Origin of the sequence: Mesorhizobium sp. YC-39, from assembly GCF_025753795.1 — a bacterium.
Lineage (GTDB): Bacteria > Pseudomonadota > Alphaproteobacteria > Rhizobiales > Rhizobiaceae > Mesorhizobium.
Genome location: NZ_JAOWPS010000006.1, coordinates 270,152 through 295,674, shown reverse-complemented (window position 1 = coordinate 295,674; position 25,523 = coordinate 270,152). Strand labels below are relative to the sequence as shown.

The following is a 25,523-nucleotide window of genomic DNA, read 5'->3' as shown; positions in this document are numbered from 1 at the left end:
GCGCAAAGGACACTCTGGCAACTTTTATTTTCGCATGATCCTTTCCAAAAAGTGATTTCACTTTTTGGGGTCATGCGAGCGCATTTGCGCATCTTGCTGGCTCCTGCGCTGCATAGCGCATCAATTCGCGACGCGAAACCGGCGCTGACGTGACAATGGCGATTTGCCCGCCGCTGCACCTATTTTACGGCGGCGCAAACATCAATCCATAATGTATCCGTTGCCCCAGAGCACCGCGCTGGCGTTTTTTAATTGTTCGACGGCTTGTTTATCGGCCATACTTCGCGCCATGCGCATTCCTGAGCCTTCAGGCTTTTCATCGACGCGCTTCTTTTCCTCGCCCGGCCGGATTTGCCGGGCGCTCCTTTTGGCCCTTTCGCCGTTGGCGCCGGTCAACGCGCATGCCGACGAGCAAAAGGTCTGGGCGGCCGGCGCCTATTCCTTTTCCGATGAACTGGGCGGCTTCCGCATCACCGGGACATCCGGCATCGGAACCAAGGACGACCCGCTTGTCATCACCGAGGAGCTGAATTCGGCGACGCCGGTGACGCTGACCATCCGCACGACGAAGCCGATCCAGCCATTCGGCACCGCGGGCGAATTCGCCAATGGCCTGATGTATATGCGCATAGACGTGCTCAACAACAGCGGCCAGGCTTGGGTCGAATTCCAGTTCGAGCTGCAGGAGATCCTCGACCAGCCGAGCGTGTTCGGCGACGGCCTGTCGTTCGACCAGCGCAACAAGACGCCTGACAACATTGTGTCGAGCAGCTTCGCCGATTTCGACCGTGATTTCGAACCTTATGACAGGCTGCTGTTCAAGAACGGCAAAATCGACCCGCTGAAGACAGGTCGCTTCGAATTCCTGATCACCGACTACACGCCGCGCTGGACGTTCCATCTGGTACAGGATCCGCGCATACCGACGGGCTAAGGTGCGTTGATATTGAGGTGATGCCGGCCTGCAAATGGCAGTTTCCTGCGCTTCCGGTGTTCACGTACTTAAGTACGCTCCGCTCCGTTCTCGGAAACCCCCATTTTCGGCTCGGCCTAACCTCAATCTCAACACACCTTGGTTCGAGACAGGATGGCATTGCTCCAACTTGCAAATTGTCGCCCGGCAGCCGAATGTGACGCCATGACTGCCGCCTCCCGCAACAACCGACCTGACATCGCCGACCTGCTGGCTTTCTACGCCAGCGCCGGCGTCGACGAAGCGCTCGAAGAGGCGCCGGTAAACCGGTTTGCCGAGATGGCGCCGAAGCCGCCAGAGCGTGTGCCGGAGACGGCGGCGCCTGTCGGCGAAACCCCGGCGCCAAGGTCTCCTGCCCAACCGCCGCGCCCCGACATGAGCCGGTTGCCGGACGCGCCACCAGCGCGCGCGCCTTCCGCCTCCGCGACGGTGCCCGACGAGGCGCAAGCCGCACTTGCACGGCAACTGGCGGCGACTGCTGCAAACCTCGACGAGCTTCGCCAGCACATGGCGGCATTCGACGGTTGCAACCTCAAATTCACCGCCAAGAACCTGGTGTTCGCCGACGGCAACCCGAATGCAGCGGTGATGCTGGTGGGCGAAGCGCCCGGCCGCGACGAGGACATAGAAGGGCTGCCGTTCGTCGGCCGCTCCGGCAGGCTGCTCGACCGGATGCTGGCGGCGATCGGCCTCGACCGGACCTCCGTCTATATCGCCAATGTCATCCCTTGGCGGCCGCCAGGCAACCGCACGCCGACACCGCACGAGACCGAGATCTGCCGGCCGTTCATCGAGAGGCAGATCGAGCTGGTCAATCCGAAGGTCCTGGTCAATCTCGGCGGCCCCTCGGCGAAAACCTTGCTCAACACGACCGAAGGCATATTGCGGCTGCGCGGCAACTGGCGCGTCCACACGACGGCTTCGGGGGTCGCAATCCCCGCCATGCCGACCCTGCATCCGGCCTATCTCCTGAGAACTCCGGCGCACAAGAAGCTGGCGTGGAGGGATTTCCTTGAGGTGAAGGCGAAATTGCGGGCGCTGGGGTGAGGGCTTGGCGCGCCTCTTCCTTTTCTCCCTGTGGGAGAAGGTAAGGCTGGCGCTATGACCTCCCAGGTAATTGAAATAACAACCCCCACCGCCCTACTCATCCGATCATGACAACATCGCAAATTTCCGCTGGCAGCCTCATCCGAGAATGGCGCACGCGCCGGCGCATGAGCCAGCTCGACCTCGCCATGGAAGCCGAGATTTCGCAGCGACATCTGAGCTTCGTTGAAAGCGGCCGTGCGGCACCGTCGCGCGACATGGTGCTGCATCTGGCCGAACAACTGTCTATCCCGCTCAGGCAGCGCAACCAGCTGCTACTGGCTGCGGGCTTTGCCCCAAGCTTCAGCGAGCGGCCGCTGACCGACGCCACGCTGGCGCCGGCAATGGCGGCCGTCGAGGTCGTGCTCAAGGGGCACGAGCCCTTCCCGGCACTTGCCGTCGACCGGCACTGGAATCTGGTTGCGGCGAATGCCGCCATCGAACCGTTCCTTGCCGACGTTTCCGAATCGTCCTTGTTGACGCCGCCGGTCAATGTTTTGCGGCTCAGCCTGCATCCAGGCGGCGTCGCGCCGCGCATCATCAATCTCGCGGAATGGCGGGCGCATCTGCTCGACCGTTTGAAACACCAGAACGACGCCAGCGGCGACCAGGTGCTGGTGGAGCTGGAGCGGGAGCTTCGCGCCTATCCCTCCGGCCTGAAAAGCACCAAACCAGCGCCGGTCGAGCCGAACGCAATCGTGCATCCGCTTCGTCTCGCCCATGGCGACGCCGTGCTGTCGTTCATCAGCACCATCACCGTCTTCGGCACGCCACTCGACGTGACGCTGTCGGAACTGGCGATCGAATCTTTTTTCCCCGCCGACGAGCAGACACGTTCGGTGCTGGTGCGGTTGGCGAAGGAGCGGGCGCAGTCGTCCTGATCACCCTGGAGGTGGAGCGGCCTTGCGGGTGCGGGTACGCTCCAGCCCGAGCTGGCGCTCGCGCCAGATGATGAAGATACCGGCCGCGACGACGATCACGCCGCCGACGAGCATATGAACGGTGGGAACGTCACCGAAGACCAGATAGCCGACGATGACACCCAGGATCATCGATGTGTATTCGAAGGGCGCCACGACCGAAGCCTCGGCATGGCGGTAGGCCGCCGTCATCAGTATCTGTGCCAGCCCACCGCAAAAGCCCGATGCAACCAACAGACCGGCCTGCGCCGGCGTCAGCGCATGCCAGCCAAAGGGCAGCGTCGTCAGCGCCAAGACGCTTGCCGTCGCCGAGAACCACAGCACGATGGTCGCCGTCCTTTCCGTCTGGACGAGGTTGCGCACAAGCAGGATGGCATTGGCCGAAATCGCCGCGGCGACAAGGGCGGCGATGACGCCAAGCACTTCCTGATCGCCGAGTGCGGCGCCGGAACGCAGCAGCGTCAGTTCCGGCCACGAGATGATCAGTACGCCGATCAGGCCGACAGCAACCGCGCTCCAGCGGTAGACGCGGATGGTTTCGCCGAGAAAGATCGAACTGAACACCACCACCAGCAGCGGCTGCGCGTAGTTCAGCGTGATTGCCTCCGGCAGCGGCAGCCGCGTCAGCGCGAAGAAGCCGAGCCCCATGGCAAAGACGCCGACAATGCCGCGCGCAATATGGTTGAGCGGACGCTTTGTCGAAAAGGCGGTGCCGAGTTTGCCCCTGAAGGCGAGGAAGGCGACGATCGGAAAGATGGCGAAGAAAGAGCGGAAGAAGGCGATCTGCCCGACCGGTAGCTCCCCCGCTGCCTTGATGCAGGAGGACATGCCGACAAAAACCGCCACCGACAGGATCTTGAGCATGATGCCGGTGAGCGTGGAGTGCCCTCCGGGATGATCATCGGGTCGTGCGGTAGCCGCTTCCACACCCGGCTTGGACGTCACTTCGCTTCTGCTTCCTGAATGAAAGCGGCATCCTCGCGACGCAGCACAGAGGCGCCCATGCCGAACTTCGGTGTGACGACAGTCATGAATGCCTCGCGATGGTGATGATTGGGAAACGAGTGTCCGAAATAGGCACTGCTTCAGTTTTGTCGAGTGACGGTTTCGTGTAAAGAGCGCCGACTTCAAATTTCTTGGACCAGCGGACCCGTCCGCTGCGGGAATGAACAGGAAACCCCGGAAATGCGCACCGATACCGGCCAGGTCTTCAAGCTCGAAGACTATCGCCCCAACGACTATCTCATTCCGGAAACCAGCCTGACTTTCCGCCTTTCGCCAGAAGCCACGCGCGTCACCGCCGTGCTGACCGTCGAACGCCGCGACGGCGTAATGGCATCGGCGCCGCTGGTGCTGGATGGCGACGGGCTGACGCTGCTGCGTATCGCCATCGACGGCCGCGACCTCGCGCCGGCGGATTTCCTGGCAACACCGGATCTTTTGACGATCATCAAACCACCGGCAACGCCGCGCTTCCAACTTCTGATCGAAACCGAGCTGGCGCCGGCGCGCAACGAAGCGCTGATGGGCCTCTATCGCTCCAGTAACGTCTATTGCACGCAATGCGAGGCCGAGGGTTTCCGCCGCATCACCTACTTCCTCGACCGTCCCGATATCCTGTCGGTCTACACGGTGCGCATCGAGGCACAGCACAATGAGGCGCCGCTGCTCCTGTCCAACGGCAATCCGGCCGGCAGCGGCGATCTCGCCGAAGGCTGGCACTATGCGGTCTGGCACGATCCCTTCCCCAAGCCGTCCTATCTGTTCGCGCTGGTGGCGGGTACTCTCGGCAAACTCGCCGACAGTTTCACAACCATGTCCGGCCGCAAGGTCGAGCTCGGCATCTATGTCGAGCCAGGCAAGGAGGAGCTTGCGAGCTACGCGATGGACGCCCTGAAGCGCTCGATGCGATGGGACGAGGAGGAGTTCGGCCGCGAGTACGACCTCGACGTCTTCAACATCGTCGCCGTGTCCGATTTCAACATGGGCGCGATGGAGAATAAGGGCCTCAACGTCTTCAACGACAAATATGTGCTGGCTGACCAGGAGACCGCGACGGACGCCGATTTTGCCAATATCGAAGCGATCATCGCGCATGAATATTTCCACAATTGGACTGGCAACAGAATCACTTGCCGCGACTGGTTCCAGCTCTGCCTGAAGGAAGGGCTGACGGTTTTCCGCGATCATGAATTCTCCGCCGACCAGCGCTCGCGGGCGGTGAAGCGCATCGCCGAAGTGCGCACGCTGCGCGCGCATCAGTTCCCCGAAGACCAGGGGCCACTCGCGCATCCGGTGCGCCCTCGCCGCTACCGCGAGATCAACAATTTCTACACGGCAACGGTCTACGAGAAGGGTTCCGAAGTGGTGCGCATGATTCGCACCATTGTCGGCACAGAAATGTTCCGGGCCGGCATGGACCTCTATTTCGAGCGCCACGACGGCCAGGCGGCGACGATCGAGGACTTCATCAAGGTGTTCGAGGACGTCTCCGGCCGCGATCTGTCGCAGTTTTCGCTCTGGTACCATCAGGCGGGCACGCCGAACCTGACCATCAGTTCAGCGCACAATCCGGCATCGGGCGAATTCACGCTCGAGATCGAGCAGTCGGTGCCGCCGACGCCGTCGGAGAGCCGCAAGCGGCTGATGCATATTCCGCTGGCCTTCGGTCTCGTTGGCACCGACGGCAAGCCGGTTGCCTATCGCGGTGTCGAAGGCGCCAGTGTCGAGGACGGCGTCATCCATATCCGCAAGCGCCGGCACATGGTGCGCTTTTCCGGCGTTGCCGAGCGTCCGGCGCTATCGCTCAACCGCGGCTTCTCGGCGCCGGTAACGCTCTCGGTCGAACAGAAGGCCGAAGACCAATTCTTCCTGGCCGGTCATGACAGCGACGCATTCTCGCGTTGGCAGGCGTTCAACACGCTTTTGACCGACGCTCTGATTGCAGCCTTCCGGCAGATCCTTGGCGGCGAGCAGCCGGCTTTCACCGCGCGATTGACCGGGCTTGCCGGCAAGATCGCCGGCGACGAGACGCTGGAGCCGGCCTATCGTGCGCTGGCGCTGGCGCTGCCAGGCGAGGCTGACATCGCTCGCGACCTTGGCAAGAACATCGACCCCGACGCCATCTTCGAGGGCCGCCAGGCACTGGCGATGGCAATCGCCGTGGCCAACCGGGAAATGTTTGCCGGCCTTTACGACCGGCTGGCCGACAAGGATGCCTTCAGCCCGGACGCGGCGAGCGCCGGGCGGCGGGCGCTGCGCAACATCCTGCTCGACTATCTCTCGCTGCTGCCGGGAGGTGCGGCGCTTGCCGCGCTGCATTTCCAGTCGGCGACCAACATGACGGACCGCGCCGCCGCGCTGACCGTGCTTGCGCTCCGCCACAGCGGCTCGGCCGAGACGATCAAGGCGCTGGCCGACTTCGAAGCGAAGTATCGGTCCGATCCGCTCGTGATGGACAAATGGTTCCAGATCCAGGCCAGCGTACCGGGTCCGCGAACCATCGAGGCGGTGCGGGCGCTGACCAGCCACCCGGCCTTCTCGATGGCCAATCCGAACCGGGTGCGCTCGCTCATCGGCACGTTTTCCAGCGCCAACCAGACCGGCTTCCACCGTGCCGACGGCGAAGGCTACCGATTTTTCGCCGAGACCGTCCTCCAGGTCGAAAAGCGTAACCCGCAGGTGGCCGCCAGGCTGGCGACAGCGCTCAGATCATGGCGCTCGCTCGAACCTGGCCGCCAGGCCAAGGCAAGGGAAGCGCTACTTTCGATCGCCAATGCCGAGAACCTGTCGGCGGATTTGCGGGATATCGTCGAGCGAACTTTGGCTTGAGGGTTCCCCTCCCCCTTGAGGGGAGGGTCCGGCAGCAGGCCGGGGGTGGGGTCCTCTCTGAAGCGCGCCGGCAGAAGAAAACGTCGAGCACTGCCGCAGCGACCCCACCCGTCCATCCGCCTTCGGCGGCTGTCCACCCTCCCTCAAGTGGGAGGGAGATCGGCGGCTTTGGCATTATTTTAGTCGATTTTTAATCTTTTTTCGCCGCGCCTCTGGACAAGGCGAATCACCTTTGATTCTTTACTGACGATTCGGAAGTGCGACGTAGCCGGATCCGTCAAGCGGCATAGGCAAATTCGGGGAGAGCCATTTATGGCCAAGGCGGACGCGTGGGGCGCGCCCGGAGGGACGGCTTTTGAGCGGCGTGAGGCGAGACGCGACGGTCTCGCCGGCAATGCGCGGCTTATCGCCGAACCCGCCTACCGGCGGCTGCTGGCGGCCGAGCCATTCCTGCGCCGATCGATACCGGCCCTCATCATCATTTTCCTGATCGTCATCGCAGCACTGCGCTTCCTGTCGCTGATGAACGAGCGCGATGAAGTCGAGCGCGACGCCAGGGCGGTGCTGGCACTGGCAGCAGGCCAGATGGCCAGCGCGATTTCGGCCGACCCCAATGCGGCGTCCGGAGCTGCCCAGGATCTTCTGGAGAATACCGGCCGCCAGGGGGCCATGGGCCGAAGCCACGTGCTTGCGATCACCGATGGCGCCTTCAAGATCATCGCCGTGTCGCCGCTGTCGACGGGCTGGCAAGGGCGCTCGCTCGACAGCCTGGTGCTTGGCGGCCAGCCGCTGTTCATGTTCGGCGACCGCGCCGGGGTCATGGATGTCAGCATCGGCGGACAGGACTGGTTCGCGGCGGTGAGCCTGGCAACCAACAGGAAGAATGCCGCGGCCGTGCTGGTGCCACAGCAAGCGGTCTTCGACACATGGCGCAAGACCGTCTCGCTCAACGTGACGCTGTTCGTGCTCACTGCCGGCGTGCTGATCATCATCCTCTATGCCTATTTCGGCCAGGCGGCGCGGGCACAAGCCGCCGACCGCATCTATCTCGAAGCGCATCAGCGCATCGACATGGCCCTGGTGCGCGGCCGCTGCGGCCTGTGGGACTGGGACATGGTGCGCGGCAAGATGTACTGGTCGCGCTCGATGTACGACATGCTGGGCTATGAGCCCTGCGACACGATGCTGTCGTTCGGCGAGGTCGACGAAATCATCCACCCCGAGGATGGCGATCTGTTCGAGCTCGCCAACCGGATCGTCGGGCGTGAGATCGATCATATCGACCAAGTGTTCCGGATGCGCCATGCCGACGGGCAATGGGTGTGGATGCGCGCAAGGGCGCACGTCATCGATCCGGAAGCGCCGGAAATCCAGTTGATCGGCATCGCCGTCGACGTCACCGAGCAGCGGCATCTGGCGCTGCGCTCGGAGGCGGCCGACCTGCGCCTCAGGACCGCCATCGAGAACATCAACGAATCCTTCGTGCTCTGGGATTCGACACAGCGCCTGATCATGTGCAATTCCAAATACCAGCAGGACAACGGCCTGTCGGATCGCGACGTGATGCCGGGCGCCTCGCGCGCCGTGCTGGAAGATCGCATGCTGGCCTTCGCCTCGGAGCGGCGGCTTGCCAACACCAGCGGAGCGCAAGGCGGCGCGACCTTCGAGCGGCAACTCGCCGATGGCCGCTGGCTGCAGGTCAACGAGTTGCGGACCAGGGATGGCGGCATCGTCTCGGTCGGCTCCGATATCACCCAGATCAAGCTGCACCAGGAGAAGCTGGTCGACAGCGAGCGCCGGCTGATGGCGACGATCCACGATCTAAGCCTCGCCCGCAGGGCCGAGGAAGAGCGGTCGCGCGAACTGGTCGAGCTCAATCGCAAATACATGAAGGAAACCGAGCGCGCCGAGGCGGCGAACCGGGCCAAGTCCGAGTTCCTGGCCAACATGTCGCATGAATTGCGCACCCCGCTCAACGCCATCATCGGCTTTTCCGAGCTGATGGAACAGGGCCTGTTCGGGCCGCTCGGTTCGCCGCGCTACGAGGAATATGCCACCGACATCAACGGCAGCGGCAAATATTTGCTGGGCGTCATCAACGACATACTCGACATGTCGAAGATCGAAGCCGGTCAGTTCTCGATGGACCAGGAGGAGATCGATCTGTGCCCGCTGATCCGGGAGACAGTTCGCGTCGTCTCGCTGCAGGCGGCGGAAAAGTCGATCACTGTGGAAACGCGCATCCCCGATTCGCTGACGCTCTTCGCCGATCGCCGGGCGATCAAGCAGATCGTCATCAACCTTCTCTCGAATGCGGTGAAGTTCACCGGCCAGGGCGGCCGCATCGCGGTGAGAGCCCGCAATATGTCGGGAGCGCTGGTAATGACGATCGAAGACAATGGCTGCGGTATCCCGAAAGAGGCTTTGAGCAAACTCGGGCGGCCGTTCGAACAGGTGCAGAACCAGTTTTCCAAGAGCCATACCGGCTCCGGTCTTGGCCTCGCCATCTCGCGCTCGCTGGCAGAGCTTCAGGGCGGCGCCTTGAAAATCCGCTCCACCGAGGGTGTCGGCACGATCGTGTCGGTGCGCATCCCCATCAAGAAGTCGACGCAGGCGGTCAAGGCTGCCGCGTGAGATGAACCCGTGTCTCCGGCGGCTTGCGCCGCCGGAGCTGTCGCGGATTTACTGCATGCTGTCGTTGCCGCCGCCCCATTGACGGTGACCACCCATGCGACCGCCCTTCGGCAGCTCGCTCTTCTCGATCTTGCCGTCATTGTTGCGGTCGAGCATGGCAAAGATCTTCTTCTCGCGACCGGTGATGTCATCGGTCGTCAGCGTGCCGTCGCCCTTGGTGTCGTAGCGGGCGATGATACGCTTGGCCATCCGCTCGAAGCGCGCCTTCTCCAAGGCGTCGGCGAGTTGGGCGACGGTCAGCTTGCCGCCATTGTCGGCGACCATCTTCTTCAGCCTCGCGTTCATGGCGTCGGAAAACTGGTCGAACGTGATGGTGCCGTCCGAATCCTTCATCGCCTTATTGAGGCGCAGCATCATGCCCTCGCGCATTTTTGCACTGGCATTGTTTTCGGCATAGGCCGTGGTGCCGACGGCGCCGGCCAAGGCTACGAAGGCAAGGGCAAATTTGGTTGACTTTCTCATGGTCTTCTCCTGTTGCATCGTCACCCCCGATGCGAACCGAACAACCTTCAGGCCTTTGCCGTCACGGTCGTTTGGCACGAAGCAAAAGGTCGAAATCCTTTCTGACCTTTTGCGACGTCTCTTTGAGGTGTGCTTCCAGCACACCGAAATCCGGCAGGTCGGTGACCGCCAGCAGCAGATCCGAAAGCCCCGGCGGCACGTCATCGCGTTCGAACACACCGGTGAGGCAGAGCCTGATCATCTGGGTCAGCGCCAGATAGAGCGCATAGGCATCGCAGAGTTCCTGCCTGACCTGGGTCTGAGCGAAATCCGGTGCCAGGCGCGACAGGATGTCGGCTGTCCCGGTGGCCCTGCGGCCGGCTTCGGCCTGCCCCGTGATCACGGCAACCTGGGCAATGAATTCCAGATCGATGAGCCCGCCCGGGACCAGCTTGATGTCCCAGAGGTCGCGCGGCGGCTTCTCCTTTTCGATCATCGCGCGCATCTCGGACGCTTCGGTCATCACCTTGGCGACATCGCGCGGCAAGGCAAGCAATGCCGTCACTTCCGTCTCGACCTCGGCGCACAGCGCTTGATCGCCACCGATCGTGCGGGCCCTGGCCAGTGCCATGTGTTCCCAGGTCCAGGCGTCCTGGCGCTGATACTTCTTGAAGGCATCGACATGGGTGGCCACCGGCCCCTTGTTGCCGGACGGGCGCAGACGAAGGTCGAGCTCGTAGAGAACCCCCTCGGCTGTCGGCGCCGATACGGCTGATATCAGCCGCTGCGTCATCCTGGTGTAATAGTGAGAAGGCGCCAGCGGCTTGTCGCCGTCGGACTCTTCGGCGTCAGCCTCGTGATCGTAGAGCAGGATGAGGTCGACATCGGAGCCGGCCGTCAACTCGCGGCTGCCGAGCTTGCCCATGCCGAGCAACGCGACGGTGCCGCCGGCGATGCGCCCATGGCGCAGCGCGAACTCGGTCGTCACCGCCTGCAAGGCTGCATCGATGGTAAGATCGGCAAGATCCGAAAAGGCGCGGCCGGCACGGGCCGGGTCAATCGAGCCGGCAAGCAGCCTGACGCCGATCAGGAATTTCTGCTCCGACGCAAAGATGCGCAAGCGGTCGAGCACGTCTTCGTAAGCCAGGTCGCCTTCGATGAAGGCGGCGAGACGCGCCGAGAGATAGGCGCGGTTCGGCAGTTCGGTCAGCAGAGCCGGATCGAGCAGGCCGTCGAAGACATGCGGCCGGCGCGTGATGATCGCGGCCAGCCGGGGTGCCGCGCCCATGATCGTCGCCATCAATTTGAGCAGGGCGGGATTGGATTGGAGCAGTGAGAAGAGCTGGATGCCGGCAGGCAGGCCGGCGAGAAACTCGTCGAAGCGAATGACTGCCTCGTCGGCCCGGCGCGTCTGGCCGAATGCCTTGAGCAGCGCCGGTGTCAGTTCCGTCAGCCGCTCGCGCGCCTCGGCCGACTGGGTGACGCGGTAGCGGCCGAAATGCCAGCCGCGAATGACGCGGCAAATGTCGCTCGGCCGCTGGAAGCCGAGGCCGCTCAAGGTCTGCAGCGTGTCGGGATCGTCGACATCGCCGGTAAAGACCAGATTGCCGACGCCGGCCGAGAGCTCGGGCGCGGTTTCGAACAGTGCGGCGTAGTGGCGTTCGACCTGGTGCAGCGCAGCGCGAAACGCCTCGGCAAAACCTGCAGCATCGGCAAAACCCAGCATGCGGGCAATGCGTTCCTGCCCCTCGTCGTCTTCCGGCAGCGTGTGGGTTTGTTCGTCGGCGACCATCTGGATGGCATGCTCGACGCGACGCAAGAACCAGTATTGCCTGGTGAGCGTGTCGCGGGCGTCGGCCGTGATCCAGCCGCGCGCAGCAAGCTGGCCGAGCATCGGCACGGTCTCGCGGCCGCGCAGATCGGGAAAGCGGCCGCCGGCGATGAGCTGCTGGGTCTGGACGAAGAACTCGATCTCGCGAATGCCGCCACGGCCGAGCTTGACGTTGTGTCCTTTGACCGCGATCTCGCCATGGCCCTTGTGGGCGTGGATCTGCCGCTTGATCGAATGGACGTCGGCGATCGCCGCATAGTCCATGTACTTGCGCCAGACATAGGGCTGCAATTCCCTGAGGAATGCGTCGCCCGCGGCGATATCGCCAGCCACAGGACGCGCCTTGATCATGGCGGCGCGCTCCCAGTTCTGGCCGCGCGCCTCGTAGTAGCGAAGTGCTGCATCGACCGGGATCGCCAGCGGGGTCGAACCGGGGTCGGGGCGCAGCCTGAGATCGGTGCGGAAGACATAGCCGTGCTCGGTGCGGTCCTGCAGAATGCGGACCAGACGGCGGGTCAGGCGCGCAAACAGCTCCGCCGCGTCGAGCGGATCGATGACGGCGGGCGCTTCGGGGTCGAAGAAGACGACGAGGTCGATGTCGGACGAGAAGTTCAATTCATGCGCGCCGAGCTTGCCCATGCCGAGCAGGATCCAGCCCGACTGACGCGAAGGATCTTCCGGGTCGGGCAATTTGAGCTTGCCTTGCTCATGCGCATCGCGAAGCAGGAAGTCGACGGCGGCACGGGTGCAGGCGTCGGCAAGATCGCTCAACCGCCGCACCGTGACGGCTGTTTCAGCCTCGCCTGCAAGATCGGCGAGCGCGATCAGGACATGCGCTTCCGTCTTCCATTGCCGCAGCTCCATCATCAGGCTGCTTTCGGAGACGGCTTGCGCACGCGCGGCCTTGTCGATCGCGACGCCGATCGAGGCCAGCCGCGCCTCGACCGTCTCATCGAAAAGCGTGTCGAGAATCTCAGGGCGGCGGCGCACCGTGTCGCGCAGGAACGGCGACAGGTCGAAGATGGCGGCAAGTAAATCCTGGGCGGCTCCCTTGCCGGCCAGGAATTTCGCCAGCCGCGCAAGCCCCTCTCCCTGCGCGGCTGAAGCGATTTCCGACAATTCCCGCCTGGCGCGGCCTGGACCCAGCGGAACAAGCTTGGCCGCCGGCTGCAAAAGCCAGTTGGCCCCGACCCGTTTCGCAGCCGCCCTCGCCGCCATCAGTGCTCCTCCCGTCCGGGGAAACTCATGACGACCGACAATCCTGGATTTGCCGGCAGAAGATCAAGCCGTCCGTTGTGGAACGTCATGATCGCCTTGGCGAGGCTGAGACCAAGACCGGAACCGGGCTGCGAGCGGCTTTTTTCCAGCCGCACGAAACGCTCGGTCACCCGTGCGCGGTCGGCGTCGTCGGGAATGCCCTGGCCATTGTCGGAGACGGTGAGCCTGATTTCGCCGCCAACTCGCTCCAGCGTCACGCGGACGCCGGGCCTGCCGGTCGAGTCGGTCGAATATTTGATCGCATTGTCGACGATGTTCGACAGCGCCTGGCCGATCAGCTCGCGATTGCCGTCGACGGCAAAATTACCTTCGACCGAACTCTCCAGCGTCACACCGGCCTCTTCCGCCACCGGCTCGTAGAGCTCGACGACATCGCGCACGGCGGCCGCCAGGTCGACCCGATTGGTGCTTTCGGAGGAATAGCCTGCCTCGAGCCTGGAGATCATCAGGATAGCGTTGAAGGTCTTTATCAGCTGGTCGGACTCGGTAATGGTCCCTTCCAGCGCCTGCCGGTAGTCGGTGGTCCTGTGCTTGCCGGAAAGCGTTGCCTCGGCGCGGTTGCGCAGCCGGGTCAGCGGCGTCTTCAGATCGTGGGCGATGTTGTCGGAGACCTGCTTCAGACCCTCGTTGAGCGTGGCGATCCTGGCGAGCATGGAATTGAGGTTTTCGGAGAGCCGGTCGAACTCGTCGCCGGCGCCGGTAACCGGCAGCCTGCCGGAAAGATCGCCGCCCATGATGCGGCGGCTCGCCTCCGACACGCTGTCGATGCGCTTCAGCGCCGCACGACCGACAAAGAACCAGATCAGGAGCCCGCCAAGCCCCATCATGCCCAGCGCCAGCATCAGGGCGCGGCGGATGACGGCGCGGAACCGCTCCGGCTCGCCAAGATCGCGGCCGACCAGCATGATCATCTGGTTGGGTAAGCGCAGCACCAGTGCAATGGCGTTGTGGCCCTTCTCGCCCTCCGCCTGCACCTCGCTCTGGCCGGACTGCATGTCGTTCGGGTCAGACACTGGATTGCGTTGCCGCTCCAGTTCGCCCTCGCCAAAACGCCGATAGGAGAACGGCTCCGTCGTCCAGCCTTCGGTCTCGATCACCCCCGGCTCCAGGCTCTGGACATTGCCGGTCAGGATCTGGCCGTTGGTGTCGGCGATCAGATAGAGGTTGGCGCCAGGCTGGCGAGAGCGGGCCTCGACGACGCGCACCAACACCGGCAGACCGCCGCGCTGATAGGCCCGAGCGAGGCCGAGTACCTCGTCGTTGATCGTTTCCTGCGTCTGCGCGGTCAGCATGCGCGCCGACAGCGAGGTCATGTAGAGAACGAGCAGCACGGCGCAAAGCGCGAAAAGCAGGAGATAGAGCGCCGAAAGCCGCGCCGCCGTCGTCCTCATGATGGCCGGCAGGGACAGTGCCATAAGGCCCTACCCGCTCTTCAGCATATAGCCGGCGCCGCGAACGGTATGCAGGATCGGCTTGTCGAAGCCCTTCTCGATCTTGCCGCGCAACCGCGAGACATGAACGTCGATGACGTTGGTCTGCGGATCGAAATGGTAGTCCCAGACATTTTCGAGCAGCATGGTGCGCGTCACCACCTGGCCGGCATGGCGCATCAGATATTCGAGCAAGCGGAACTCGCGCGGCTGCAGCGTGATCTCGCGCGATGCGCGCCGGACCGAATGAGAGAGCCTGTCGAGCTCGAGATCGCCGACCCGGTAGACGGTTTCGGCTTCCCTGGAGCTGGCGCGACGGTTCAGCACTTCGACACGGGCGAGCAGTTCGGAGAAGGCGTAGGGCTTGGTTAGATAGTCGTCGCCGCCGGCGCGCAGGCCGGTGACGCGGTCATCGACCTCGCCGAGCGCCGACAGGATCAGCACCGGCGTCGTGTTACCCCTGGATCTCAGACCGGCGATGACCGAGAGGCCGTCGCGGCGCGGCATCATGCGATCGATGACCATCACGTCATAGTCGCCAGCATCGGCAAGAGCGAAGCCGGTTTCACCGTCACCGGCGACATGCGCGGTGTGCCCGGCCTCGGCAAAGGCCTTCTGGAGGTAATCGGCGGCCTCGCGATCATCTTCTATGACGAGAATCTTCATAGAGCCGTTATACGCGATTTCGCTGGAAGATTGAGTGGCCGGCATGTGCATCATGGCCTTCTGGGTGTATCGCAAATAAACTGATTCAAGGATACGCAATAAGTCTTTGTTTCTTATATCAATTCACCACAGTCGCCTCACGCTCCCGGGGGGCAGCTTTGGCGACATGCTCGGCATTACGCGGCAGCGGGCGATGGGAGCCCGCTGCCGCTGGAGCAAGACACGATGACTGACTAACGTGTCTTGCTCCATCCTTTCCCATGCGGCGGCTCGGGGGTGTTTGAAACCACCGCATTGGAAAAGTCGAACGATCAGCCCTTAGCGACAGGCAGCGCGACGAAGCGATTGGTATCGTCGCGGGTGATCTGCATCAGCACCGCCTTGCGGCCGGACTTCACCGCATCGGCCATTGCCTTGTCGACGTCCGCCGTGCCGTTCACTTCCGTCGAATTGACCGTGGTGATGACGTCGCCGGGCTGGATGCCGCGATCGGCGGCATCGCTGTCCGGGTCGACATCGGTCACGACAAGGCCCTTGCCATTGTCCGACTTGGTGACGGTGAGGCCGAGATCGGCCAGCGTGTCGGGCTTTGCCGGAGCGGCGGGCTGCTGCTGGTCGGCCGAGGCCTGCTTGTCGCTCGAGGGCAATTTGCCGAGGTCGACCTTGAGCGTCTCGCTCTTGCCATCACGCCAGACCGTGACGTCGACCGACTTGCCGGGCGAATAGGCCCCGATGAGACGAGCCAGTTCCTTCGGCGAAGCGACATCCTTGCCGTCGACCTGGGTGATAACATCACCTGACGTGATGCCGGCCTTCTTGCCGGGACCATCGTCCTGGGCGCTGGAAACAAGCGCACCCTTCTCGGACTTCAGCCCGAGCGATTCGGCGATGTCTGTCGTGACCGGCTGGATCTCGACGCCGAGCCAGCCGCGCTGGACGGAGCCGTTCTTCATCAGATCCTCTACGACCGTTTTGGCGGTCGAGGCTGGAATGTCGAAGGCGATGCCGACGCTGCCGCCGGACGGCGAGAAGATCGCGGTGTTGATGCCGACCACCTGGCCGTTGAGGTTGAAGGTCGGACCACCGGAATTGCCGCGATTGACCGAAGCGTCGATCTGGAGGAAATCGTCATAGGGTCCAGCGCCGATATCGCGGCCACGGGCCGAGACGATGCCGGCGGTGACGGTGCCGCCAAGACCGAACGGATTGCCGACCGCCACCACCCAGTCGCCAACGCGAACCTTGGAATCATCGGCGAAGTCGACATAGGTGAACTTGCCGACGCCATCGACCTTGAGCACGGCGAGATCGGTGCGCGGGTCGGTGCCGATCAGCTTGGCGTCGAGCTCCTTGCCGTCATTCATCACCACGGTAAAGGCCGAGCCTTCTTCGACGACATGGTTGTTGGTGACGAGATAGCCGTCATCGGAGATGAAGAAGCCGGAGCCTTGCGCAACCGGGCGCGGCTGGTCGTTGTTGTGATCGCGACGCCCGAAACGGCGATGACCCTGATCCTGGTCGCCAAAGCCGCGGAACTCCTTGAAGAAGCGGCGCAGTTGCGGATTGTCGGGGAGATTGTTGAAGCCGTCCGGATCGTCGGACTGGTCGGAGCCGTCATCGGCCGCCGGCTCGATCCTGGCCTTGACCTTGACGCTGACAACGGCGGGAGAAACACGCTCGACAATATCGGCGAAGCCAGGCACCTGCGGTGCCTCGACACGCACGGCGTCGGCCAGGACCGGTGCTGTCCCGGTGGCGACGGCAGCGAAGCCGATTGCGCCGGCAATGGCGACAGAAGCGGCGGCGGCCATCAGACGTTTGTGGGTGCGGGGATATGAATTGGGGGCAATATTCATGGTTCTCTTATCCTCTTTGATGGGATGCGCTCAGGTGAGCATCCTCAGGCAAGGAGAAATAGAGGGGCGCACATTACGTCGCCATTTCCAGTGCATGAAACTTTTGTAATGTTGCCGGGCTGAGGGGATGCGTGAGAGCACGGGGTTTCAAAAATGACCACAGGCCGTACCATGCGAATTCGAGTCTCAACCGATTGGGAGACTGAGGTGCTCGAAGGCATCAAGCGCGGAATAGCCGACGCAAAGGCGGGTCGTTTGGTGCCTCACGAAGCAGCAATGGCGGAAATCGACGCGGTGATCGAGGCTGTGGAAGCCGAGCGCACAGGCAAGGTGTGAGGTAGCCACACCCGGAGGCTTGGCGGGAGCACTCGCGACGTCGTCATCCCAGGGCGAAGCAGGAGCGAAGCTCCGTCGCGGAGACCCTGGGATCCATGCCGCTATCTCAAGCGAAGGGTGCAGCGCAGCAGAATTCTGGCCCGTAGACAGAAAAGGCGGCGACCAATCTCGTAGGTCCGCTACCTGTTTCAGTTACCCAGTATCTTGTCCAGCCCCGCCTTCTCCTCGGCAGTCAGGGCACTCGTTGCCGTCGAGCGACGCGAGCGGGCGCTGAGCACGATGAAGGCGCCGCCGGCAAGCAGTAGAAACACCGGCATGCCCCATAACAGCGCATTGCGCAGGCTGAAGCGCGGCTTCAAAAGCACGAACTCGCCGTAGCGCGAAACGACATAATCCATCACCTGCTGGTCGCTGTCGCCGGCGACAAGGCGTTGGCGCACCAGGATGCGCAGGTCGCGGGCAAGGTCGGCGTCGGATTCGTCGATCGACTGGTTCTGGCAGACCATGCAGCGCAGCCCCTCGGAAAGGGCGCGCGCCCTCGCCTCGAGCGCCGGATCGGCCAGGACCTCGTCGGGCTTCACCGCGAAGGCGCTGCCGGCAAACAACAGCGACAAGAGCAGCACTAGCGCGGCGAGCGAAAACCTGGTCATGGCAGGCTCGCAGAAGGCACAGCGCTCGTCCCCTTGCGACGCCGGGACGGCGCGCCGACGCGCAAGCGTCGGTCCATGAGCGACATCGCGGCGCCCGCCATCATCACCAGGCCGCCACCCCAGATCAGCGTCACCAGCGGCTTCCACCACAGACGCACCACAACCGAGCCGTCGGTCGCCTCGTCGCCAAGCGAGAGGTAGAGCTGGCTGAACCCGATCGTCTTGATGCCGGACTCGGTCGTCGTCATCTGGCGCACCGGATAGAAGCGCTTGGCCGAAGTGATTTCGCTGGCGGTGCTTCCGTCGGCGCCAAGCAGGGCGAAGCGGCCACGGTCCTCGCTGTAATTGGGGCCCTGGGCCGGATAGAGCCCCTCGAAGCGCAGCGTGTGGCCGGACAGTTCGACGGTCTCGCCGGCGCGCACGGTCAGGATCTTCTCGGCGCCGAAGCTCATCGTGCCGACGATGCCGAGCAGCGTCAGGCCGAGGCCGAGATGGGCGAGCGCGGTGCCGAAGACCGAGCGCGGCAGGCCGGCGAAACGCCGCAGCATGATGGCAGGCGCCACGCTGCCTGCGCCGGATTTGACTGCAAGATCGGTGAGGGCGCCGCAGACCAGCCAGACGGCGAGGCCGACGCCAAGCGCGGCGAACACCGAGGCGCCGTCGACGAGCAACGCCGTCACCAGCACGGCGGCGAGCGCCAGGGCAAAGGCCGCCATCAGGCGCTGGGCGGCGGCGAAAACATCGCCACGCTTCCAGGCCAGCAGCGGCCCGAACGGCACGATCGCCAGCAGCGGCAGCATCAGCGGACCAAAGGTCAGGTCGAAGAACGGCGCGCCGACCGAGATCTTGTCGCCAGTGATGGCTTCGAGCGCCAGCGGGTAGAGCGTGCCGACCAGCACGGTGGCGGTTGCGGTGGTCAGGAACAGATTGTTGAGGACCAGCGCGCCTTCGCGCGAGATCGGATGGAAGAGGCCGCCGGCCGTCAGCCGCGAGGCGCGCAAGGCAAACAGCGCCAGCGAGCCGCCGATGAACAGCGTCAGGATGCAGAGGATGAAGACGCCGCGCGTCGGGTCGGTGGCGAAGGCGTGCACCGAGGTCAGCACGCCGGATCGAACCAGGAAGGTGCCGAGCAGCGACAGCGAGAAGGTCAGGATCGCCAGCAGCAGCGTCCAGATCTTCAACGCCGAGCGCTTCTCCATGACGATCGCCGAATGCAAGAGCGCCGTGCCCGCCAGCCACGGCATGAAGGAGGCGTTCTCGACCGGATCCCAGAACCAGAAACCGCCCCAGCCGAGTTCGTAATAGGCCCAGTAGGAGCCCATGGCGATGCCGCCGGTCAGGAACATCCAGGCGACCAGCGTCCATGGCCGCACCCAGCGCGCCCAGGACGCGTCGATGCGGCCCTCGATGAGGGCAGCGACCGAGAAGGAAAAGCAGATGGAGAAACCGACATAGCCGAGATAGAGCAGCGGCGGATGGATGGCGAGGCCGAGGTCCTGCAGGATCGGGTTGAGATCGCGGCCTTCGATGGGTGCCGGATTGAGCCTGGCGAACGGATTGGACGTGGTCAGGATGAACAGAAAGAAGGTCGCGCCGATCGCGCCCTGCACGGCCAGCGCATTGGCCCGCAGCGTCGCCGGAAGATTGCCGCCGAAGACGGCGACGAGCGCGCCGAAGAAGGTCAGGATCAGCACCCAGAGCAGCATCGAGCCTTCGTGGTTGCCCCAGGTTCCGGTGATCTTGTAGATCAGCGGCTGCAGTGAATGCGAGTTCTCCCAGACGCTCGCCACCGAAAAATCGGAGCTCGCATAGGCTGTTGCAAGTGCCGCGAAGGAGAGTGCGGTGAGGGCAAAGCCGGTCACGGCGACAGGACCGCCGACGGCCATCATCCTAGGGTTGCCGGTGCGCGCGCCGTAGAAAGGCACCAGCATCTGGACGAGCGACAGCGCGAAGGCGAGGATGAGCGCGAAATGTCCGGTTTCAACCATTATTCACTCTTGCTCTCCTGCCACACGCCCTTGGCCTTGAGGCCGTCGGCCACCTCCTTGGGCATATAGTTCTCGTCGTGCTTGGCCAGCACGCTGTCGGCGACAAAGACGCCGTCCGGGCCGAAGGCGCCTTCGGTGATGACGCCCTGCTCCTCGCGGAAAAGGTCAGGCAGGATACCGGTATACGAGACCTTGACGGACTTGTGCATGTCGGTCACCGAAAAGGCGACGGTGGCGCCCTGCCCGCGCTGGATGGTGCCTTTTTCAACCAGCCCGCCCAGCCTGATACGCTGGCCGGGCTGCACACTGGCGGTGGTCAGATCGGCGGGCATATAAAAATAGGAGGCCTTTTGGCCGAGCGCATAGAAGGTCAGCCCGGTGGCCGCGCCGAGAAAGGCCAGGCCAGCGACGATCACCGACAGTCTCTTCTGCTTGCGCGTCATCGTCTACTCCGTCGTCGTCAGGCCAAGCGAGGCGGCAAAGGCGGCGAATTTCCTGGCTTCCTCACTGTCGGGGCCAAAGACGGCGATACCGCGACCCAGCGCATCGCGCGCCTGGTCGGCCTTGCCCAGCACGACGTAGGAACGAACGAGTTGCATCCATCCTTCCGCGTTGCGCGGATTTTGCCGCAGTTTCTCGTCGAGGCTTGCAACCATGGTCTCGATCATCGCTTGCCTGTCCTGCGGCGACATCGACGATGCGGCATCGACCTCCCCGGCATCCGGACCCTTCGCGGGCTCGCCCGCTGCGACTGCCTTGTTCGCGGATTCTGCCAGCGCCTGCTCGACGGCGCCACGCCACGGTGAGCCCTGCGGCAACGTGCCGAGCATTTTCTGCCAGGCCGCCGTCGCTTCCGAGACGCGGCCTTCCTGCGCCAGGCCCATGGCAAGATAGAAGCTCGCCTTTGGACTGGCTGGATCGAGCTTCAACGCCGCCTCGAATGCGTCTTGCGCCTCGGCCGAAACGATGCCGCCGGCCGCATTGGCGATCGCCTCGCCGAGACCGGCCTGGCGGGCGGCGCTGTCGCCATCGAGGCGAATGGCGTTGCGGTAGGCGGCGGCCGCGTCGGAGAACCGCTGCAGGCGCAGATAGACCGGCGCCAGCACGTCCCAACCCCTGCCATCGGAGGGGTTGGCGGCAAGATGGGCCTCGGCACGCGCCACCAGTTCGTCCACCGAGCTGTCGGCCGGATTCTTGGCCAGCCGTGCGCTCAGCGGCTGCGACGGCAGGTCGGGCGAGCCGAGTTCGTTGTAGAAACCCCAACTGATCAGCGGAACCGCCAGAACCGCAACTGTCGCGACAAGCCGCGTCGCCGTCGACGGCCCGGCTGCCTTGGCGACCGGATCCGCATTGCCCAGGCGAAGGATGCGGCGAGCGATCTCGGCGCGCGCCTCCTCGGCCTCGGCCGGCTGGATCAGGCCGCGCGCCGCGTCACGGTCGAGTTCGGCCAGTTGGTCGCGATAGACTTCAAGGTCATGGTCGCCGGCAGAGGGCGCGCCCTTCGAACCGCTGGCCAGCGGCAGCAGCACCGCCAGGCTTGCGCTCAGCGTGAGAATGGCGGCTATGACCCAGAACAGCATCGTTCTTCCAATAGCGGCAGAGCCCTGCGCTGCCAACACAGGCGCACTGCGACGCTTTGACGGCCGGCGCGCCGCATGTCCTTGATCAATATCAACCGGACCGGAGCAATTGAGCCTTAGTTCTTAATTTCATGCATGTCGTTGCCCCAAAACCGCTGCGCACTTTTGGGCGACATGCATTAGGTCAGCGGCGTCCAGCTGCCATCAGCGTTGCGACAGGCGGTGCCGCGCGCGGTGGCGCCGGCGGTGCCGGTAAACACCGTATGGGTGTATTGCCGGCAATCCTGCGAACCGACGCGGTAGGGCTGGGCGGCGGCGACCTCGCCTGAGCGGCCGGAACTGTCGCCCTTCCATGTCACCTTCTGGCCGCTCGCGGTGTATTCGAGCGCCTTGTATTCAGCTTCCAGCGCCTTGCGCTTGTCCGCATCGCTGAGCCCCGAGCCGATCGATCCGCCGACGAGGCCGCCGCCCATGGCGGAAATGATCGTTGTCGTCACCTTGCCGCCGCTTGGCGGCAGGGAGGCCGGCTGCGGGGCAACCGTGACGTCCGGGCCCTTGCCCAATGTCGTGCAGCCGGAAACGGCGAGCAGTGCGGAAACGAGCGCGACGCGAATCTTCATGCCAACAACCGGTTTTCTCAAGTTAGAGCTAGGGTCGCGCCTTCGGGAGGTCGGCGTGGCCATAGTGTTGATGTTTGTCGGAAATTTGGCCGTAGCCGACTGCTCGCAAACTATCACTGAAGGCTCCGCAATCGAACCACCGCCTTCAACCCGCCCATGCCGGACCGTTCCAGCGCCAGAGCGCCTCCATATTCGTTGACGAGGTCGGCGACAATGGCAAGCCCGAGCCCTGTCCCCGGCTTTGTCTCGTCGAGGCGCCGTCCGCGCTTCAGCACCTCGCGCGCCTTGTCCTCGGGAATGCCCGGGCCGTCATCCTCGATGCTGATCTCGAACAGATTGGCGAGACCTTCCTTGCCGGCGCCACCCTTGCCGGAGATTGGCGAAACCGACACGGCGACGGCGCCTTTTGCCCATTTCATCGCATTGTCGAGAAGATTGCCGAGCAATTCCTCCAGATCCTCACGTTCGCCGGCAAAAGTAATATCGGTTGCCGGCAATGAAAGCGAGAGATTGGTCTGTGGGTTGAGTTTTTGCAGCACGCGCACCATGCGCTGAACCAGTGGCGCCACCGGCGTGCGGTAGACGACGCTGTCGCGTTGCGCGGCAACGCGGGCACGCTGCAAATAGTGGTCGACCTGCTTCTGCATCGAGGCAGCCTGCTCGGCGATGAGCTGGCCCTTGGCGCCGCCAAGCGCCCGCCCTTCGTTGAGCAGCACCGCCAGCGGCGTCTTCAGCGAATGGGCGAGGTTGCCGACCTGCGTGCGCGAGCGCTCGACGATGCGCTTGTTGTTTTCGATGAGCGCATTGGTCTCGTTGGCAAGCGGTTCGATCTCGGCCGGGAAGTGGCCGTCAAGCCTTTGCGCGGTTCCCTCGCGCACCATGGCAAGCGCGTTGCGGACCCGGCGCAACGGCTGCAGGCCGAGCAGGATGGCGATGGCGTTGATGGCGATCATGCCGACGCCGAACAGGGAAAGATAAGTCAGCAGGCGGCGTTGGAAGGTGGCAATCTCCTGATCGAGCTCGGTCTGGTTGCCCATGACGCGGAAGCGCGCGGCGCGGTTTTTCGCGTCGAGGACGAACTCGCTCTCGAACACTTCCAGCTCCTCGCCATCGATGCCTTCCGTGGCATAGCTGCGCTGGAAGCTGGAATTGAAAGGAACTTCGGCGACGCTCGGCGAAGGGATCTCCTTGGTCATCGAGGAAGAATGAAGGTCGCCGCGCACACCTTCCGATGCGGGCTCCACCGACCAGTACCAGCCTGAATTCGGCTCCGAGAATCGCAGATCGCCAAGATCGGGGGCGCCGGTCAGCGAACCGCCTTCGGACACGCCGACTGAACCGATCAGATTGAACAGATGGGCCGAAAGCAGGCTGTCGAAGCCACGCTCGCTCGCCTGGCGATAGAGCGTGGTGATGAGGGTGAAGATGACGATCAGGGTGAGGATCGCCCAGATCGTGGAAAAGGCGATCACCCGGAACGCCAGCGACCGCGGCCAGAACCGCAGCGAAAGCGGCGACCTTATGGTTTGCTTGGTAGGCAGCGGTTCCGCCTTACGCCTCCGGCTCACGCATGCGGTAGCCCATGCCGCGAACAGTTTCGATCATGTCGATACCCATCTTCTTGCGAAGCCGCCCGACAAAGACCTCGATTGTGTTGGAATCGCGGTCGAAATCCTGATCGTAAAGATGCTCGACCAGCTCGGTGCGGGACACGACCTCGCCCATATGGTGCATCAGATAGGCAAGCAGGCGGAATTCGTGCGACGTCAGCTTCAGCGGCACGCCGTTGACATCGGCCTTGGACGCCTTGGTGTCGAGACGCAGCGGACCGCATGTCAATTCCGACGACGCATGGCCGGCCGCGCGCCGGATCAAGGCCCGGACCCTGGCCAGCACTTCCTCGATATGGAATGGCTTGGTGACATAATCGTCGGCGCCGGCGTCGATGCCGGAGACCTTGTCGCTCCAGCGGTCGCGCGCCGTCAGGATGAGGACCGGCATCTTGCGGCCGCCGCGGCGCCAGCGCTCGACCACGCTGATGCCGTCCATCTGCGGCAGGCCGATATCGAGGACCACCGCGTCATAGGGTTCGGTGTCGCCGAGGAAATGCCCTTCCTCACCGTCGAAAGCCTTGTCGACAACATAGCCAGCATCAGCCAATGCGTCAGAAATCTGCCGATTGAGATCCTTGTCATCTTCAACGACGAGTACGCGCATGCGGGGATCGATACCTGTTGAAGCGTTGGCCTGTTGCCAGTGTCAGATATAGGCCGATTCCAGCGGCCTGGGAAACGAGGCCTTTAGGATGGAAGATTGGGTCAGTTCAGCGGAACCACGATTTCGGACCGGCGCGGACGCTGCCCATCCTTGCCCGGGACTAGCACGACGATGACGCAGACCGCCTGGCCACCGCGCGTCGACTGCGAGGCCTTGGCCAGCGTGCCGCCATACTGCTCGGCAACCTGCTGGCCGATCGCGTAGCAGTCGGAGGCGGCCAGGATGATCGGTGGGGCCTGCTCAGGCATGACGACAGGCAGCGCCATCGCCTGCGACGCGAACAGGCCGGCCGCTGCGAGCGCCAGCATCGCGGGTTTGAGATGGGAGCGAAGCGTTTTCATGGTCGGCGTTGTAACGCATCGGTGCTGAACGTGAAATGAACGGTGAACGCCCGAAAAACCATGCCCGCAATACCCCCTGAAACGCGCGACAATCAATCTGAGATTTCACCGCCCAACCCAGTGAAGTCAGCGAAGGCCCAGTCTAGACTCCGTTTCACCGATATTGAAAGTGCCTTAGGCGTTTTCCTGCGTGATGGCGCGAAAGCGCAGCAGTCCATGATGAACCGCCAAATCCTCGTCAAAGCGGGCTTCGGCAAACTCCAGCGACAGCCGTGTTTGGCCATGCGGGCCGATGACCAGCACCGTGTCGGCGAGGCGCGCCTTGATGCTGTCCATGATGACACGGGTTTCGTCGTCGCCATACGCTTTCGACCAGACATGCAGCGTCACAAGCTGATCGGCGTCATTGTCCGCACCAGTGTCCCAGTCAAAAGCGCTGGTATGGCCGCAAGTCACGTAGGGAAAGGCAACGTTGTCGGTTGCCTGCTCGACGAGGCCGGCGCCACCCAGCAGCGCCGATAGCGATGCATCGCTTTTCAATCTCTGGAACAGGGCCTGCTGCAAATCGCCGGGCGCCGTCATCTGTCGTCCCCTCGCCCGTCGCGCTTGGACAGGCTTTGCGCCCGTCAACGCGTGCTGCTTCCAGCCTAACCGCGTTCAGCTTCCCGCGCCAGATCGTCCGGCCACCTTATGGCCGCCTTTGGCGCGTCAGGGACGCCTTTTTT

General features: G+C 63.6%; 22 protein-coding genes. 6 read left to right on the top strand and 16 right to left on the bottom strand.

The window, feature by feature from the left end; translation table 11 throughout:
* Positions 1–201: 201 nt before the first annotated feature.
* Positions 202–396, bottom strand: a complete 195-nt coding sequence (locus OHD62_RS30250) for a hypothetical protein (RefSeq protein ID WP_263790644.1) — start codon at positions 394–396, stop codon at positions 202–204.
* Here OHD62_RS30250 and OHD62_RS30245 point away from each other — a divergent pair.
* From OHD62_RS30245 to OHD62_RS30235, 3 genes are all read left to right on the top strand, one after another.
* On the top strand, positions 368–934 hold the full coding sequence (locus OHD62_RS30245; protein ID WP_263790642.1) for a hypothetical protein: 567 nt from the start codon (positions 368–370) through the stop codon (positions 932–934). The two genes, OHD62_RS30250 and OHD62_RS30245, sit on opposite strands and share 29 nt — an antisense overlap.
* A gap of 204 nt (positions 935–1,138) precedes the next feature.
* Positions 1,139–2,020: a uracil-DNA glycosylase gene (locus tag OHD62_RS30240; protein ID WP_263790640.1), complete on the top strand. Its 882-nt coding sequence runs from the start codon at positions 1,139–1,141 to the stop codon at positions 2,018–2,020.
* Positions 2,021–2,127: 107 nt separating this feature from the next.
* Entirely contained in the window at positions 2,128–2,940 is an 813-nt protein-coding gene (locus OHD62_RS30235) for a helix-turn-helix domain-containing protein (protein WP_263790638.1), read from the top strand.
* Here OHD62_RS30235 and OHD62_RS30230 read toward each other — a convergent pair whose 3' ends face one another.
* Positions 2,941–3,924 carry a DMT family transporter gene (locus OHD62_RS30230; RefSeq protein WP_263790636.1) on the bottom strand — a complete coding sequence of 328 codons (984 nt, stop codon included), beginning with the start codon at positions 3,922–3,924 and terminating at the stop codon, positions 2,941–2,943.
* A 240-nt stretch (positions 3,925–4,164) separates the two neighbouring features.
* Between OHD62_RS30230 and pepN the strand changes: the two genes are divergently transcribed.
* Positions 4,165–6,810 carry an aminopeptidase N gene (gene pepN, locus OHD62_RS30225; protein ID WP_263790634.1) on the top strand — a complete coding sequence of 882 codons (2,646 nt, stop codon included), beginning with the start codon at positions 4,165–4,167 and terminating at the stop codon, positions 6,808–6,810.
* A gap of 312 nt (positions 6,811–7,122) precedes the next feature.
* On the top strand, positions 7,123–9,444 hold the full coding sequence (locus OHD62_RS30220; protein ID WP_263790632.1) for a PAS domain-containing sensor histidine kinase: 2,322 nt from the start codon (positions 7,123–7,125) through the stop codon (positions 9,442–9,444).
* 48 nt (positions 9,445–9,492) lie between these two features.
* Here the strand turns inward: OHD62_RS30220 and OHD62_RS30215 are convergent, their stop codons facing one another.
* The 5 genes from OHD62_RS30215 to OHD62_RS30195 all read right to left on the bottom strand — a co-directional run bounded on the left by OHD62_RS30215 (position 9,493) and on the right by OHD62_RS30195 (position 17,006).
* Positions 9,493–9,966, bottom strand: a complete 474-nt coding sequence (locus tag OHD62_RS30215; protein WP_263790630.1) for a hypothetical protein — start codon at positions 9,964–9,966, stop codon at positions 9,493–9,495.
* Between the two features lie 61 nt (positions 9,967–10,027).
* On the bottom strand, positions 10,028–12,994 hold the full coding sequence (locus tag OHD62_RS30210) for a bifunctional [glutamine synthetase] adenylyltransferase/[glutamine synthetase]-adenylyl-L-tyrosine phosphorylase (protein ID WP_263790629.1): 2,967 nt from the start codon (positions 12,992–12,994) through the stop codon (positions 10,028–10,030).
* Positions 12,994–14,469 (bottom strand): sensor histidine kinase, encoded by a 1,476-nt coding sequence (locus OHD62_RS30205; RefSeq protein WP_263790627.1) that lies wholly within the window; start codon positions 14,467–14,469, stop codon positions 12,994–12,996. Before OHD62_RS30205 ends, OHD62_RS30210 begins: the two co-directional genes overlap by 1 nt.
* 6 nt (positions 14,470–14,475) lie before the next feature.
* The gene (locus tag OHD62_RS30200; RefSeq protein ID WP_165779684.1) at positions 14,476–15,150 is read right to left on the bottom strand and encodes a response regulator transcription factor; all 675 of its coding nucleotides are present in this window, start codon (positions 15,148–15,150) and stop codon (positions 14,476–14,478) included.
* A gap of 311 nt (positions 15,151–15,461) precedes the next feature.
* Positions 15,462–17,006, bottom strand: a complete 1,545-nt coding sequence (locus OHD62_RS30195) for a Do family serine endopeptidase (protein WP_263790622.1) — start codon at positions 17,004–17,006, stop codon at positions 15,462–15,464.
* A gap of 207 nt (positions 17,007–17,213) precedes the next feature.
* On the opposite strand from OHD62_RS30195, the gene OHD62_RS30190 reads away from it, so the two are divergent.
* Complete coding sequence (locus tag OHD62_RS30190; protein WP_263790621.1) at positions 17,214–17,342, top strand: hypothetical protein; 129 nt, start codon at positions 17,214–17,216, stop codon at positions 17,340–17,342.
* 188 nt (positions 17,343–17,530) lie between these two features.
* Here OHD62_RS30190 and OHD62_RS30185 read toward each other — a convergent pair whose 3' ends face one another.
* The 9 genes from OHD62_RS30185 to OHD62_RS30145 all read right to left on the bottom strand — a co-directional run bounded on the left by OHD62_RS30185 (position 17,531) and on the right by OHD62_RS30145 (position 25,380).
* Positions 17,531–17,992 (bottom strand): cytochrome c-type biogenesis protein, encoded by a 462-nt coding sequence (locus OHD62_RS30185; protein ID WP_263790619.1) that lies wholly within the window; start codon positions 17,990–17,992, stop codon positions 17,531–17,533.
* The gene (locus OHD62_RS30180) at positions 17,989–19,980 is read right to left on the bottom strand and encodes a heme lyase CcmF/NrfE family subunit (RefSeq protein ID WP_263790617.1); all 1,992 of its coding nucleotides are present in this window, start codon (positions 19,978–19,980) and stop codon (positions 17,989–17,991) included. Before OHD62_RS30180 ends, OHD62_RS30185 begins: the two co-directional genes overlap by 4 nt.
* Positions 19,980–20,423, bottom strand: coding sequence for a cytochrome c maturation protein CcmE (gene ccmE, locus OHD62_RS30175; protein WP_263790614.1), 444 nt, complete (start codon positions 20,421–20,423; stop codon positions 19,980–19,982). Before ccmE ends, OHD62_RS30180 begins: the two co-directional genes overlap by 1 nt.
* Before the next feature lie 3 nt (positions 20,424–20,426).
* Positions 20,427–21,560 (bottom strand): c-type cytochrome biogenesis protein CcmI, encoded by a 1,134-nt coding sequence (gene ccmI, locus OHD62_RS30170; protein WP_263790613.1) that lies wholly within the window; start codon positions 21,558–21,560, stop codon positions 20,427–20,429.
* Between the two features lie 179 nt (positions 21,561–21,739).
* Positions 21,740–22,180 carry an RT0821/Lpp0805 family surface protein gene (locus tag OHD62_RS30165; RefSeq protein ID WP_263790611.1) on the bottom strand — a complete coding sequence of 147 codons (441 nt, stop codon included), beginning with the start codon at positions 22,178–22,180 and terminating at the stop codon, positions 21,740–21,742.
* 113 nt (positions 22,181–22,293) lie between these two features.
* Positions 22,294–23,748 carry an ATP-binding protein gene (locus tag OHD62_RS30160; protein ID WP_412177434.1) on the bottom strand — a complete coding sequence of 485 codons (1,455 nt, stop codon included), beginning with the start codon at positions 23,746–23,748 and terminating at the stop codon, positions 22,294–22,296.
* Positions 23,732–24,397 (bottom strand): response regulator transcription factor, encoded by a 666-nt coding sequence (locus OHD62_RS30155; protein WP_097574085.1) that lies wholly within the window; start codon positions 24,395–24,397, stop codon positions 23,732–23,734. The genes OHD62_RS30160 and OHD62_RS30155 overlap by 17 nt, the downstream gene beginning before the upstream one ends.
* Positions 24,398–24,498: 101 nt before the next feature.
* On the bottom strand, positions 24,499–24,798 hold the full coding sequence (locus OHD62_RS30150; RefSeq protein WP_263790608.1) for a hypothetical protein: 300 nt from the start codon (positions 24,796–24,798) through the stop codon (positions 24,499–24,501).
* 174 nt (positions 24,799–24,972) lie between these two features.
* Positions 24,973–25,380 carry a DUF3168 domain-containing protein gene (locus tag OHD62_RS30145; RefSeq protein ID WP_263790606.1) on the bottom strand — a complete coding sequence of 136 codons (408 nt, stop codon included), beginning with the start codon at positions 25,378–25,380 and terminating at the stop codon, positions 24,973–24,975.
* Positions 25,381–25,523 lie beyond the last annotated feature (143 nt).